Source organism: Caballeronia glathei (assembly GCF_000698595.1).
Taxonomy (GTDB): Bacteria; Pseudomonadota; Gammaproteobacteria; order Burkholderiales; family Burkholderiaceae; genus Caballeronia; species Caballeronia glathei.
This window is the reverse complement of the sequence record NZ_JFHC01000068.1, coordinates 1-13,769: the sequence shown is the minus strand read 5'-3', so window position 1 is coordinate 13,769 and position 13,769 is coordinate 1. Positions and strand designations below refer to the sequence as shown.

Annotated in this window: 16 protein-coding genes; 12 read left to right on the top strand and 4 right to left on the bottom strand. The window is 66.8% G+C overall.

The window, feature by feature from the left end:
• Positions 1-222: 222 nt before the first annotated feature.
• The 6 genes from BG61_RS30545 to infA all read left to right on the top strand — a co-directional run bounded on the left by BG61_RS30545 (position 223) and on the right by infA (position 4,368).
• Complete coding sequence (locus tag BG61_RS30545; RefSeq protein WP_035928106.1) at positions 223-1,200, top strand: M23 family metallopeptidase; 978 nt, start codon at positions 223-225, stop codon at positions 1,198-1,200.
• The gene (locus BG61_RS30540; protein WP_035928104.1) at positions 1,187-1,555 is read left to right on the top strand and encodes a hypothetical protein; all 369 of its coding nucleotides are present in this window, start codon (positions 1,187-1,189) and stop codon (positions 1,553-1,555) included. Before BG61_RS30545 ends, BG61_RS30540 begins: the two co-directional genes overlap by 14 nt.
• An 89-nt stretch (positions 1,556-1,644) precedes the next feature.
• Positions 1,645-2,067: a bactofilin family protein gene (locus tag BG61_RS30535; protein ID WP_035928102.1), complete on the top strand. Its 423-nt coding sequence runs from the start codon at positions 1,645-1,647 to the stop codon at positions 2,065-2,067.
• Between the two features lie 182 nt (positions 2,068-2,249).
• On the top strand, positions 2,250-3,227 hold the full coding sequence (gene corA, locus BG61_RS30530; RefSeq protein WP_035928099.1) for a magnesium/cobalt transporter CorA: 978 nt from the start codon (positions 2,250-2,252) through the stop codon (positions 3,225-3,227).
• A 497-nt stretch (positions 3,228-3,724) separates the two neighbouring features.
• Positions 3,725-4,015, top strand: a complete 291-nt coding sequence (locus BG61_RS30525; protein ID WP_035928096.1) for a hypothetical protein — start codon at positions 3,725-3,727, stop codon at positions 4,013-4,015.
• 86 nt (positions 4,016-4,101) lie between these two features.
• Positions 4,102-4,368, top strand: coding sequence for a translation initiation factor IF-1 (infA, locus tag BG61_RS30520; protein WP_035928093.1), 267 nt, complete (start codon positions 4,102-4,104; stop codon positions 4,366-4,368).
• A 248-nt stretch (positions 4,369-4,616) separates the two neighbouring features.
• On the opposite strand, the gene BG61_RS30515 is transcribed toward infA, so the two are convergent.
• The 3 genes from BG61_RS30515 to zwf all read right to left on the bottom strand — a co-directional run bounded on the left by BG61_RS30515 (position 4,617) and on the right by zwf (position 7,916).
• Positions 4,617-5,507: a Cof-type HAD-IIB family hydrolase gene (locus tag BG61_RS30515; protein ID WP_035928089.1), complete on the bottom strand. Its 891-nt coding sequence runs from the start codon at positions 5,505-5,507 to the stop codon at positions 4,617-4,619.
• Positions 5,504-6,292, bottom strand: coding sequence for an ROK family protein (locus BG61_RS30510; RefSeq protein ID WP_035928087.1), 789 nt, complete (start codon positions 6,290-6,292; stop codon positions 5,504-5,506). The genes BG61_RS30515 and BG61_RS30510 overlap by 4 nt, the downstream gene beginning before the upstream one ends.
• Before the next feature lie 67 nt (positions 6,293-6,359).
• Positions 6,360-7,916, bottom strand: coding sequence for a glucose-6-phosphate dehydrogenase (gene zwf, locus BG61_RS30505; protein WP_035928084.1), 1,557 nt, complete (start codon positions 7,914-7,916; stop codon positions 6,360-6,362).
• Between the two features lie 252 nt (positions 7,917-8,168).
• On the opposite strand from zwf, the gene BG61_RS30500 reads away from it, so the two are divergent.
• From BG61_RS30500 to BG61_RS30475, 6 genes are all read left to right on the top strand, one after another.
• Entirely contained in the window at positions 8,169-9,008 is an 840-nt protein-coding gene (locus BG61_RS30500) for an arylamine N-acetyltransferase family protein (RefSeq protein WP_035928081.1), read from the top strand.
• A 91-nt stretch (positions 9,009-9,099) separates the two neighbouring features.
• Positions 9,100-10,803 (top strand): peptidoglycan D,D-transpeptidase FtsI family protein, encoded by a 1,704-nt coding sequence (locus BG61_RS30495; RefSeq protein WP_035928079.1) that lies wholly within the window; start codon positions 9,100-9,102, stop codon positions 10,801-10,803.
• Between the two features lie 103 nt (positions 10,804-10,906).
• Entirely contained in the window at positions 10,907-11,236 is a 330-nt protein-coding gene (locus BG61_RS30490) for a hypothetical protein (RefSeq protein ID WP_035928076.1), read from the top strand.
• 12 nt (positions 11,237-11,248) lie between these two features.
• On the top strand, positions 11,249-11,530 hold the full coding sequence (locus BG61_RS30485; RefSeq protein WP_035928073.1) for a hypothetical protein: 282 nt from the start codon (positions 11,249-11,251) through the stop codon (positions 11,528-11,530).
• Between the two features lie 244 nt (positions 11,531-11,774).
• Positions 11,775-12,083 carry a hypothetical protein gene (locus BG61_RS30480; protein ID WP_035928188.1) on the top strand — a complete coding sequence of 103 codons (309 nt, stop codon included), beginning with the start codon at positions 11,775-11,777 and terminating at the stop codon, positions 12,081-12,083.
• Positions 12,084-12,348: 265 nt separating this feature from the next.
• Complete coding sequence (locus tag BG61_RS30475) at positions 12,349-12,693, top strand: hypothetical protein (RefSeq protein WP_063741142.1); 345 nt, start codon at positions 12,349-12,351, stop codon at positions 12,691-12,693.
• 63 nt (positions 12,694-12,756) lie between these two features.
• Here BG61_RS30475 and BG61_RS30470 read toward each other — a convergent pair whose 3' ends face one another.
• Positions 12,757-13,632: a formate/nitrite transporter family protein gene (locus BG61_RS30470; RefSeq protein WP_035928183.1), complete on the bottom strand. Its 876-nt coding sequence runs from the start codon at positions 13,630-13,632 to the stop codon at positions 12,757-12,759.
• Positions 13,633-13,769: the final 137 nt, after the last annotated feature.

Sequence of the window (13,769 nt, the reverse complement as noted above, 5' to 3'; positions counted from 1 at the left end):
CTGTGCCGCCTTCCGTTTTCCCGTTCACGCTACTTGTATTGCAATCCTTATAATTTGAGATGAGCGTCGCCGGACCCGTTGCATAATCGCCGGCTGATTCATCCTTGTCGCCGTGGCATGCCGCGGCGTTTTCCCCGACGTGACGCTCACCTCCTTCCAGCCGGCCTTTCGCCTCGCGCGCGCCGCACGCGCAATCCACTCCGCTCCGGGCGAGGCCCGCTGATGGCGTTCGTCATCTGGTCACGGCGATCGGTGTCGCGCCAGCGCGTGCGCTTCGTGGAAGCGCGCACCGCCCGCGCGATCGCGGTGATCGCGGTCGTCGCGCTGATCCTCGCGGCGCTCGCGCTCGGCATCGCGATCGGTTCGACGCTCGGCCGCAGTCACGCCGCCGAGGAAGGCGCGCAGCTCGCGCGCCGCTCCTACGAGCTGGAGGAGCTCGGCAAGATCAGCGCGACGCTCGCGCAGATCGAGCCGCGCGTCGGGCAACTGAGCGCGCAGGTGAACGAACTGCGCGAATTCGACGATCATCTCGCCGCGTCACGCAAGTCCACCGGCCCCGATGTGCACCTCGTGCCGCCGCTGCCGGACAGCGCCGAGGCGCCGCCGCTCGACGGCGCGGGCGGCCCAGCGCTGCCGCCGCGCGTGTGCGACGCCGCCCGCGCGGCGAGCAGCGGCAGCGCGCAGCAGCAGTTGAAGCGCACGCAGAAGGCGATCGATTGCCTCGGCGACACGCTCTCGCAACTGCAAGCCGTCGCGAATGCACACTTCTCCGCCTACATGGCGTTCCCGGGCCGCGACCCCGCGCCGGGGGCGCGCATGGGCTCGCCGTACGGCAACCGCGCCGATCCGTTCAGCGGGCGCGGGAGCTTTCATCCCGGAATCGACATGGTCGCGCCGGCGGGCGCTTCCATCGTCGCGACCGCCGGCGGCCGCGTGATCCTGTCCGGCCCGCACGGCGGCTATGGCAACGCCGTTGACATCCGCCACGGCGACGGTGTCGTCACGCGCTACGCGCATGCGTCGAAGATCCTCGTGCGCACGGGCGACATCGTGATGCCGGGCCAGAAGATCGCCGAAGTCGGCTCGACCGGGCGCTCGACCGGCCCGCACCTGCACTTCGAGGTGATCGTCGATGGCGCGCAGGTCGATCCGAAACCCTATCTCGCGCTTTTCAGGCTGATGTCCCATGCAGAGAGTTGACACGAAGCGGGCGACGCACCGGCTCACCCGCCATACCTATTCGCTGTCCGCGCGACGCGGCCCGAACCTGCTGCTCGGCGGCATCGCCGCGGCCTGCGCGGTGTCGGCGCTCGTCGCGGCCGGCTTCGCGCTCAAAGGCTCGCGCGAGTACAACGCGCGGGTCGAGGCGACGTGCGCACCACCCGTGTCCGAGCGCGAACTGCGCGACGAACTCGCGCGGGCCCGGCTCGCGGGCGATCACGAAGCCGCGACGCGCGCCGCGCTCGAGCAGCAGGCCGCTGCGGCGGCCGCCGAACTCGCGCGCCTGCGCACGGATCTCGCGTTCTACCGGCGTCAGCGCCGCGGGTCCGATTGAATGCGCCGGAATGCGCCGGAATGCCGCCCGGAGTGCGGCCGTCCCGGCAGCAGTCGAAGCAACCCCATCCCAGCAACCGAAGGTTCCACATGTTCACGAAGAAGAAATCCGCGGGCGTAAGCCATGCCAAGCTCGCCACGCTCATCGCTCACGACGTCCACATCAAGGGCGATCTCGAATTCAACGACGGCCTGCGCATGGACGGCCACGTGACCGGCAACGTCGCGGGACGCGCGGGCGAAGAAACGCTGCTCGTCGTAAGCGACCAGGGATCAATCACAGGCAACGTGAGCGCGTACGACATCGTCATCAACGGCACGATCACCGGCGACGTGACCGTCGAGCATTTCGTCGAGCTGCAGTCGAACGCGCACGTGAACGGCAACATCTACTACCAGCAGTTGCGCATGGACGTCGGAGCGTCGGTGGAAGGCAAGCTGACCAAGCGCGACAGCCCGGCCGCGGCAAACGCGATGCCGCGCGACACGAGTGCCGGCCTCGCAACGGACTGAGCGAACCAGCGCAATCACAAGCATCGCAACAGGCCGACACGGCGTGCGTCGCAGCGCGCGCTTCTGGTCGGCGATTCGGGACAAATCCGCTAAGATGCCAGGGAAAGGCTGCCCGCACGGCGCCGTCGCGACGGACGCGCCGATGCGCTGCCTTTCCCCACCGTCATTCAGGGCAATCACACATGCTGGTCAATTGCGCGGCCTATCAGAACGGCCGCAAGCTCGCCGACGTCCAGATCGACGAAATCAATGCTTACCGGGACCTGCCCGACTGCTTCATCTGGGTCGCGCTGAAGGAGCCCGGCCCGGGCGAACTCGCGCACATGTCGCAGCAGTTCGGCCTGCACGAACTCGCCGTCGAGGACGCGCAGCACGGCCATCAGCGGCCGAAGATCGAGGAGTACGGCGATTCGCTCTTCGCGGTGTTCCATACCGTCGAGTTCGACGACGAAGGTGAACTGCTCGTCGGGGAAATCAATGTGTTCGTCGGCAAGAACTACGTGCTCTCGGTACGCAACCGGACGACGCAAGGCTTTCAGGATGTCAGGTCGCGCTGCGAGCGCGAGCCGCATCTGCTCAAGCACGGTCCTGCGTTCGTGATGTACGCGCTCCTCGACAACGTCGTCGACCGCTATTTTCCCGTGCTCGAAACGCTCGCCGCGGAACTCGACGAAGTCGAGGAACGGATCTTCGAGCGCAACGGCTCGGCGGCGGCGCGCGCGGTGATCGAAGACCTGTACTCGCTCAAGCGCCGGCTCGTGCTGCTCCAGCACCACACCGCGCCGCTTCTGGAAGCCGTCAGCAAACTGTATGGCGGCAGGCCGCCCGGCGTGTGCTCAGGCATGCAGGACTATTTCCGCGACGTGTACGATCACCTGCAGCGCATCCTGAAGACCATCGAAGGGCGCCGCGAAATGATCGTCACGGCGATCCAGGTGAATCTCGGCCTGATCTCGCTCGCGGAAAGCGAAGTGACCAAGCGCCTCGGCTCGTTCGCGGCCCTCTTCGCCGTGCCGACGATGATCGCGGGCATCTACGGCATGAACTTTCACCGCATCCCCGAGCTGGACTGGGCTTACGGCTACCCGGCGGTGCTTGTGGTGATGCTCGTCGTCGACGTGACGCTCTACTGGAAGTTCAAGAAGGCAGGTTGGTTATAATGGATGCTTCGATGCGTTGAACGCGTCCCTTTTTGCGGCATCGAGAGGCGGGCTACCGGCGGCAGCGGAACTTTTTTCCGGTTTCGGCTGTCAAACACAACCGTGGTATGAAAACAGGCCACGATTCACCCGGCAGTAGCGAACCACCCAGCATTTCAGCGCCCGCCTGGCTGCACGCCCGGGCTTGCAAACAGGCGCTGAATGTCATCGCCCCGGCAATGTCGGCGCAGGTATCCCCGGCATTCGTCTTCAAGTTTTGGCTCAGTTTTGAGCAATAGCGACGCCGGCGGTCATGTGACCGCCGCGTTCTTCATCACCCGCAGCCTAATGAGCGACTGCGCCACGAGGCGCCGCGCTTTTTGTTTTTTGCTCGCGACAACGAGGCTGGCAAACGCCGCTTGCAGCCGTCCGCAACCCGGGACGCCCTGCGGCGGGCACGCGCATTCGCTGCGCACGTGCGGTGCAAGTGAGCGAGCGCAACACAGGACATACGGAACATGAAAGAAACGGTCAAGACGTACAAGGGCTATGAGATTCACCCGCTGATCTATCCGCGCGGCGCGCGCGACGGCATCGCCGTGCGCGCGGCGGATGCCGGCTACGAGGCGTCCGTGCGCATCCGCCGGGCCGTGCCCGAGGGCGAGGAAGCCAAGGGCGACAGCCGCGTGTTTCGCGTCACGCAGCCGGGCGCGTTCGAAAACGGCGGCCAGGCGCGCCGTGCCTGCATGCAGCACGCCGAGAAGCTGATTGACGGTCAGATCGACGGCCAGACGGTCGCCGATCTCTGATTCGCCACTGAAATCCGCTGACGCGGGAGCGCAAAGCGCCCGCGTCACCTACAATCTCATTATTACTATCCATAGAGGAGCTTTATATGGCGAAAGAAGAACTCATCGAACTAGACGGCATTGTCGACGAAGTGCTTCCCGATAGCCGCTACCGCGTGACGCTCGACAACGGCGTCGTCGTGGGTGCCTACGCTTCGGGCCGCATGCGCAAGAACCACATCCGCATTCTCGCGGGCGACCGCGTGACGCTGGAACTCTCGGTGTACGACCTGACCAAGGGCCGCATCAACTTCCGGCACAAGGACGAACGCGCAGGCGGCGGAGCTCCGCGGCCGCAAATGCGTCGTCGCTGATGCCACATCGTTGAGCGGACAAGCGCTCAACCGGCCAACGCCACGAAGAGCACGTTTCGACGCTGCCATCGCATGCTGCAAGCCAGCCGTGCGAGCGCGTCGATGCCGCTCTCCGGTTTCCTTCCCGTTTTTCTCTGCTTTCCCTCGCTTTCCCCGTTTCATCGCATCCTGCGGGCGGTCCGACGACCTGCAAGCCGGTCCAGGCTCATCCGCCCAAAACACGCCGGCGCCTGCCCTGCTTCCCCGCGTCAACCCGCGGGCGCGGCGCGCGCGGCTAGCAGCGCGTCGATCGCGACGGCGAATCCCTCGTCGTCATTGGCCGCCGACACGAGCCCCGCACGCGCCTGCACGGCATCGGAAGCCTGTCCCATCGCGATGGCGAGCCCGGCCATGTCGAACATCGGGATGTCGTTGGACATGTCGCCGAGCACGGCCACGCGCCCGAGCGGCACGCCTGCGAGCCGCGCCAGTTCCTGCACGGCGACGCCCTTGTGGGCGAGCGTGCTCGTGATGTCGAGGTAGTAGTTCTGCGAGCGCGCGGCAATCGCGCGGCCTTCCAGCGTCGCCTGCAAGCCGGTTTCCACGCGCGCGAGCAGCGGCTCGTCCACCGTCGAGCCGACGATCTTGTCGACCGCGTCGAGATCCACCTCATCGAAACTTCGCACCAGCACGCCTTCGTAGCCCACGGTGCGCGTCTCGAGCGCCAGATAGGCGGCCTTCGGATTGGTCAGATACCAGACGTCGCCGATGAACACCCACGCGTCGATGCCCTCGCGCGCGAGGCCGGCAAGCGCCGTATCGACGGCATCGCGCGGCAGCTTGTGCGCGCCGAGCACCTCCCACGTGCGCGGCGCGACGATATTGCCGCCGTTGTACGCGGCGAAAGGCAGATCCACCGCGAGCCTCTCCACGATCCAGCGCATGCCCGCGCCCGGCCGGCTGCTCGCGACCGTGAACTTGACGCCCGCCGCGCGCAGGCGGGCGACGGCGTCTTCGGCGGCGCGGCTCATCGACTTGTCGGTGTGCAGCAGCGTGCCGTCGCAATCCGTGATCACGAGGTCGATCTGCGCGAGCATGTCGAAGGCCGCCTGGCCGGCGCCAGGCACGGGCCGCAATCCGAACCGGCTGTTCGCATTCATTCGAACGCCCCCGTGCGCTGGTTCGCCGCGGGAAGCTGGCGCGACTCGCGCACCGAGCGAGGATGCCAGAGCTTCGCGCCCCCCTCGATGCCCGCCGCATTCGACACGACCGCCACGTTCGGCGGCAGCTCGAACTTCAGGCGTGCGGCGTTGCCGCCGCCGATCCAGAGCCGGTCGTAGTTCACGAGCGACGCGAGCACGCCGATGATCTTCTCCACGCGCCGGTTCCAGCGCTTGTTGCCCGCCTTCATGCGCGCCTCGTTGCCGATGTACTCGTCGTAGGCCTTCTTTTTCGCGACCGGATGATGGGCGAGTTCGAGATGCGGCATCAGTTCGCCGTCGCGAAAGAGCGCGGTACCCGCGCCGGTGCCGAGCGTCAGCACGAATTCGATGCCGTGCCCTTCGATCGCCGCGAGCCCCTGCATCTCGGCGTCGTTGATCATGCGCACCGGCAGCCCGCCCAGGCGCTTTGCGAGCATGTCGGCGACCGGCACGTCGTGCCACCCCTCGTCGCCGAAATGCGGCGCCGTCAGCACGCGGTTGTTGCGCACGACGCCGGGAAAGCCGATCGACATGTGCGTCGCCGGCGGCTTCATGAGCGGCTCGACCAGCTTCGCGAGCGTCTCGACCAGCTGCTCGGGCGTGCATGGATGCGGGGTGTCCACGCGCAGCCGCTCGGTTTTCATCTGACCATTCGCATCGATGATCGCGGCCTTCAGCCCCGTGCCGCCGACATCGATTGCGAGAATCCGCTCTGCCTTGCTGCTTCCTTTTCCTGTCGCCACGGCGAGTCCCCTTTCTTGTTGGTTCAGTGACCCTTCAGTGCCCTTCAGTGCACCCTTCAGTTCCGCTTCAGTTCCTCTGGCCCGTGCCGGACAGCGACCGCCACGCGCGGCCGTCGGCGGCGAGGAGCGCGTCGGCCTCGGCCGGCCCCTCGCTGCCCGCCGCATACCCGTGCACGGGAAGCGGCCCGTCCTTCGGATGCAGCACCGGATCAGCCACGGCCCAGCTCGTCTCGATGCTGTCGGCGCGCTGGAAAAGCGTTTCGTCGCCGAGCATGCAGTCGTACAGCAGCGTCTCGTAGCCGACGTTCGGCCGTTCCGTGAAGAAATCGCCATAGCTGAACGACGACTGCGCCGCGCCGATCTGCATCACGGGCCCGGGCACCTTCACGTTGAAATCGAACGACGTGCCGTGCGCCGGATCGATGCGCAGCGTGAGCACGTTGGGCGTCAGCCTGTCGACGGGCGTATCGCGGAACAGCCGGAACGGCACTGTCTTCAATTGCACGCAAAGCTCCGTGCGCCGCGCGGCGAGGCGCTTGCCCGTGCGCACGTAGAACGGCACGCCGGCCCAGCGCCAGTTGTCGATATGGACGCGCGCCGCCGCGTACGTCTCCGTGCGGCTGTCGGGCGCGACGTCCGGCTCCTCGCGGTAGCCCGGCCCCGCCGGGCCCTTCTCGTACTGCCCGAACACGACATCGCGTGCGGCGAGCGGCTGGATCGCGTCGAACACTTCGGCCTTCTTGTCGCGGACCGTCTCCGCGTCGAAGGAATTCGGCGGCTCCATCGCGATCATGCCGAGCAGCTGGAACAGGTGGTTCGGCACCATGTCGCGAAACGCGCCCGTCTGCTCGTAGAAGCCCCCGCGGGCTTCCACGCCGATCGTCTCGGCCGCCGTGATCTGCACGTGATCGATGTACTCGCGCCGCCACATCGGCTCGAAGAGCGCGTTGGCAAAGCGCACGGCGAGGATGCTCTGCACCGTGTCCTTGCCGAGAAAGTGGTCGATGCGGTAGATCTGCGGCTCGCTCGCATAGCTCAGGATCTGCGCGTTGAGATCGCGTGCCGAGGCGAGATCGGTGCCGAACGGCTTCTCGATCACGATGCGCCTGAAGTTGCCGCGCTCCTCCTTCAGCAGCCCCGCGCGCCCCAGATGCTCGACGATCGGCCTGAAGAACCGCGCGCTCACCGCGAGATAGAAGACCACGTTGCCGCTCGGCGCCTGCGCGAGCAGTTGCCCGAGGCTTTCGAACGTCGCGTCAGATTCGAACTCGCCCGCGAAGTACTGCAGGCGCTGCACGACCCAGTCCCACGACTTCTCGTCGAGCTGCGACGTGTGGAACGTGCTCGCGCGGTCGGCGGCGAAGCGGCGCAGCGACTCGGTCAGCTCGGTGCGCCACTCTGCCGTCTCGCGCTCGCCGTGGTTCACTCCGACAATGCGCATGCCGTCGTCGAGCAGGCCGTCCGCCGACAGGTTGTAGAGCGCCGGCATCAGGAGGCGCTTGGTGAGGTCGCCGCCCGCGCCGAAGATGACGAGCGTGCAGGGCGGCGCCGGCCGCTTGCCGGCAAGGGGCGCGGCATTCGCCGCGGAGGCGTTCGGGTCGGGTTCGGCGGGTTCGGTAGGCATGGCGATCCGTCCTCTTGAGGGGGTGGACTGGAGAAACAGGCGCGCAAAACAGTACTTGGGAAGACTCCGCGCAACGCGGCACAGTTCAAAAAGCCCCGGATGTCGCGCCGGACGCACATCGGCGGGCCGTCATCCGTATGCTTTTTGTAATTTCTAACCTTTCGTGTCGTAAAATGTGCGCCATTCCGGTGCCTTCGTGACTGCGGCCCGGCTGCGGCCCGGCTGCGACCTTTTACGGACACCCATTCGAAAATGAACGCACATTCTCCGCGGATCGACCTCGACGCGTACTTCGAGCGCATCGGTTTCGACGGCCGGCGCGAGGCGTCGCTCGAAACGCTCTCCACGCTGCATCTTCTGCATCCGCAGGCGATTCCCTTCGAGAATCTCGATCCGCTGCTCGGCCGCCCGGTGCGCCTCGATCCGGAATCGATCCAGAAGAAGCTCGTCGCGGCCGGACGGGGCGGCTACTGCTACGAACACAATCTGCTGTTTCAAAGCGTAGTCGATGCGCTCGGTTTCCGTACGCGCGCACTCGCCGCACGCGTCGTGTGGGGCCGCGCCGCCGATGCCGGAATGCCGCCGCGCACGCACATGCTACTGCTGGCCGATCTTCCTGGCGGCACTTATCTCGCGGATGTCGGCTTTGGCGGCATGACGCTCTCGGCGCCGCTCGCGCTCGAGCCCGGCCGCGCGCAGGAAACGCCCCACGGGCTGTTCAGGATCGACGCCCTCGACGACGCGCACTTCCTGCTCCAGACAAGGCTCGAAGACACCTGGATGCCGGTCTACCGCTTCGATCTCGAGCCGCAGTTCGCCGCCGATTTCGAAATGGCGAACCACTTCGTCGCGACCCATCCGGCGTCGAGTTTCGTGCGCAACCTGATGGTCGCGCGCCTCGGTCCGAACACGCGCTACGGCCTCCTGAACCGGCGTCTGAACGTCTACGGCGCGAACCGCGAAACGCGCGAAATCGCGAGCGTGGCTCAGTTGCGCGACCTGTTGCAGACGCGCTTCGGCATTCGTCTGCCCGACGCCGCCGGCGACGTGAGCACGGCCGAACTCGACGCCGCGCTCGCGCGCCTGCCCTGACGCGGCGGCAACCGCACTGACCAGACGAAAGCCCCGGGCACACGAAAACCCTGACGCACGACAACCCTAACCGCACGACGACAAGACCACGATGTTCAAGAAGAAGACCCGGGGCGGCGACGCGTTTCACACGCCCCACAAGAATCCGATGCTCGATGCCCGCCTGCCCGCATGGCGCTCGAAGCTCGTCGTGCTGCTGATGTTCGCCGCGTTCGCCACGCTCGCCGGCCGCGCGCTGTGGGTGCAGGTGATCAACCAGGATTTCTACATCAACGAAGGCCAGAAGCGGTATCAGCGCACGCTCGAGCTGGAAGCGACGCGCGGGCGCATCGTCGATCGCAACGGCGCCATGCTGGCCGTGAGCCTCTCCACCTACGAAATCTGGGCGACGCCGAAGCTCTTCAACGCCGGGCAAGCGGCCGACATCGCGCGCCTCATCGACATGCCGCCGAAGGAACTGATGCGGCGGGTGAACGCGGGCCGATCGTTCGTGCTGCTCAAGCGCCAGGTCGATGCCGACACCGCCGCCAAGGTCGCCGACAAGGGCCTCGCGGGCGTCACGCTCGTACCCGATACGAAGCGCTTCTATCCGGAAGGGGAGTCGGCGGCGCATGTCGTCGGCTTCACGAACAACGAGGACAACGGCCAGGAAGGCATCGAGCTCGCGGCCAATTCGCGCCTGACGGGCGAACAGGGCCAGCGCGAGGTGATCCGCGACCGGCTCGGGCGCGTGATCTCGGAAATCGGCGAAGCCGAACTTCCGCAGAACGGCGAGACGATCCAGCTGACCATTGACCGGCGCATCCAGCAGCTCGCGCACACGCAGCTGAAGGCGGCGATCGTGCGCCATCAGGCGCGCGCCGGCAGCGTCGTCGTGCTCGACGCGCGCAACGGCGAGATTCTCGCACTCGCGAACTATCCAACCTTCGACCCGAACGACCGCGCCCGCCTGACGGGCGAACAGTTGCGCAACCGCGCCCTCACCGACACGTTCGAGCCCGGCTCGACGATCAAGCCGCTCGTCGCCGCGCTGTCGATCGATGTGGGCATCGCGCGGCCCGACACGCGCATCGATACGTCGCCGGGCAGTTTCAAGCTCGGTCCCAACGTGATCCACGACACCTCGAACCACGGCGTCATCACGGTGTCGCAGGCGGTGCAGATGTCGAGCAACATCGCGCTCACGAAGCTCGCGCTGCAGCTCAAGCCCGAAACGATGTGGGAGAAGTATCGCCAGTACGGCATCGGCAGCGCGCCCGAACTCACGTTTCCGGGCGCGGCAACCGGGCGGCTGCGCGCCCATGAACGCTGGAAGCCGATCGAGCAGGCGACCATGGCGTACGGCTACGGCCTGTCGCTGTCGCTCTTGCAGATCGCGCAGGTCTACACGGCCTACGCGGGCGACGGCCGCTTCCACCCCGCCACGCTCGTGCTCGACGACAGGAAGCGCGCACCGGTCGCCGTCACGAAGCCGACGACGGCAACCGCCATCCGCTACATGCTCGAAATGGCGATGGGACCCGACGGCACGGGCCGCGCAGCGGCCGTCGCGGGCTACCGTGTCGGCGGCAAGACCGGCACGGCGCGCAAGCAGATCGGCCGCGAATATGCGAAGAACAAGTACCGCGCGTCGTTCGTCGGCATGGCTCCGATGAGCGATCCGCGCGTGATCGTCGCGGTGATGATCGACGAGCCGTCGGGCGGCTCCTACTACGGCGGCACGGTCGCGGGGCCGGTGTTTTCGGGCGTCGTCGGCGGCACGATGCAGCTGCTCGGCGTGCCGCCCGATGCGTGAGCGCGGCGCGGCGGGCGCGGGGCTTGCTGCCGGGTGTCTGTCGGAATCGTAAGGGGGCTGTGCTCTAATGGCGTGTTCAGAACCGGATCATTGCAGAAAGACCATGAAGAAACTCGTAGCCGTGCTTGCGCTACCCTTGCTGCTCAACGCCTGCGCGGAATTTCACAACGCCGATGCCGGCCAGCCCGAGGTCGAGAAGGCGTCGCAGAATTCCGTCGACAGCATCGTGCAGTGCATCAGCGACGAAGCGAAAAAGCACGACGCCACCTTCAAGAAGACGCCGATTCCGCAAGGCGTGATGCTCGAATTCGGCGAGTCGAACGTGGTCAAGGTGCGCTTCGACAACGGCGAGACGTCGTACCGCTTCTACCCCGGCCAGCGCCATGCGTCGAACATGTGGATCGAAGGCGCCGGCAAGAAGTGCGCGCCGTAGGCGCCATCGACCATGCGCTCCACCAAGGCCATCCACGCCGTCGAACGGCTCAGAACGCGCAGCGGCAATCCGCAATACGCGGCCGTGAGCCTGAGCGGCGGCCTCTTCTATCTCGTCGACCGGTCCGGGAGCGGCGACCAGAAGGTGTCGGGCCCGCTGCCGCTCGACGCGTTCGTCGCGTTCGTCAATGCGCTGAAGCCGGAGAAACCGCGCAGGGTCAGCAAGCTCGACCAGGCGATGGAAGAACAGATCCGCCAAAGCGGCAAGGCGCGCGGCAGTTCCGGCGAGCACTGAGCCGCACCCCCCGCGCCACCCCCTGTTGCGCCGCACGATGCGGCGCGCCCCGCAAACGCCCGACCAATGTGCGATGCCAGACGGAGCTTCACGCCCCGGGTTGCGTACATTTTTGCAAACGGTCGCATAAAGCAAAGGGCCGCCTGCCACGACGATCGAGCGTGCGGGCGAACGGGGTGCCTGCGCGGCTTCGGACGATTCTCAAGTCGTCTGCTGCCGCGTGGCTGAAATGGTGACGTACAACATGAAAAAAAAGAAATCCGAGACCTCGGGCAGTCTGCTGCCCTCGGCGATGGCCGATGTCGAGCTCCAGCACATCGAGCGCGCGCTCGCGCAACTGCGAACCATGAGCAATCACGCGTCGGGCACGCTCAACGTCGAGTACTGGCGCGAGCGGCTGACCGCCGTCAGCGCGGGACACGCGCTGGTGCCCGCGCAGAAGCGCCGGATCGAGGCGCTGCGCACGGCGCTCGACACGGTCGCCAAACGCCCCCGCGACGCGACGTCCCCGCGCCGGAGGACGACCAATAGGCTTTGGGCGAAAGCGGCCTGATTCCGCCGCTTTCGCCACTCGCGCTGCGGCGCGACCCTCCTGCCGCCGTCGCGTGACTGCGGCGCCCTGATTCTGTTCGATCCGCTCGTCGGCATGACGGGACGGAGCCACCGAAAAACCCGCCGGACGGACAACCCCGCGCCGGGTGAAAGCGCGTGCCGCGGAAACCGGCGGACGCGACAGTCGCGGCGTGTTCGCACGCGCGCCAGCTTTCAGGCATCTTTCGTGCTGTACGAAAAGGTACCGCGCCTTTTCCGGAGTTCCCATGCTGAACGTTCCCTGCGTCCATTTCGTGTCCCCGTCTGAAAACGTCCGCCAGCCGCGTCGCATCGCTTCGATGGCGCTCGGCTGTGCCATCGCCGCATTCAGCACCTGCGGATTCGCCCAGATCACGGCCGGCAGCGGGTCCGGGCAACAGGAAAGCCGCGCGACCGAAAGCGGGGCGAAAGCGTCCGTCGCGGGATCGGCGGTTCACGAATCGCACGCGCCGCAGAGCAAGGACGCGGCCGGCAAGAGCCGGGGCGCCACCGCCGGCAAGGGTCACAAGACCGAAGGCGCCGGCGGCTTCAGCGACGGCCTATACGGCACCGGCGCCGGCAGCAACAAGTAGCCGGTTGCCGCATCGGACGGCACCGGACGAGGGCGCGCAGCGACACTGCGCGCCCTCGCCGTTTCAGGCGCGCTCCGCGGCTTTCGCTTCCTGCCGCTGCGGCAGGCTGGTGATTTCCGGCGCAATCGCCGCGTGGTTCACGATCGCGACGAGCGAGATGCCGCCAATCATGTTGCCGATGAACGTCGGCACGAGGAACACGAGAAAGTAGTCGGAGACGCTTGCCGAGCCGATCATCACCGCGTACGACGCCTCCACCGACCCCGCGATCACGTGCGACAGCTTGCTCACCGCGACCGTGTAGGTGATGAGCAGGATCGTGAGAAGCCGCGCGGAGCGTGCGCTCGGCAGCAGCCAGACCATCAGCGCGATCAGCCAGCCCGCGAACATGCCGCGCACGACCGTGACGCCGAAGCTGCCGGTGAGCGGCGTTTGCGCGACCTTCGCGAGCGCCGCGCCGACTTCCGGCGCGAATACGCCCTGAATCTGCAGGATCGACGCGAAGATCACCGTTCCGATCAGGTTGAACACGAGGACGATCGACCAGAGCCTGAACGTCTTCAGCAGGGTCGCCAGGTCGCGCCGCGTCAGCACGGGCAGGACGGCGGTCAGCGTGCTTTCGGTGAAAAGCTGCTGCCGCCCGAGAATCACGAAGACGAAGCCGATCGTGTAGCCGAAGCTCGACACCAGCCCGCGCCACGACGATTCGGGCAGCGCGCTTTCCAGGATCGACTGGACGAGGAACGAGAATCCCATCGACAGCCCCGCCGCGAGCGCCGACCAGATCAGCGCGGGCGCGGTGCGCTCCATTGCCGCTTCGCCCTCCTCGCGCACGATCTCGTGGATCACGAGCGCCTGCGGCGTGGAGTGCTGCGCGGCCTGCTCCTGCTCGTCGCTGCTGAGATTGGGGGAATTGGAACCGGCTTGCTGTTCTGGCATGGAGATCTCCCGGGTGCCCGCCAACGAGTCGGCGCGTGAGTGAAACCGTCCGGGCGGCGGGCGGCTGTCCCGTGAAAGGGACGCATCATCGAAGCAGGAAAGATGCCATGGGGGCGGCAGGGGCGGCAGGGGCGGCA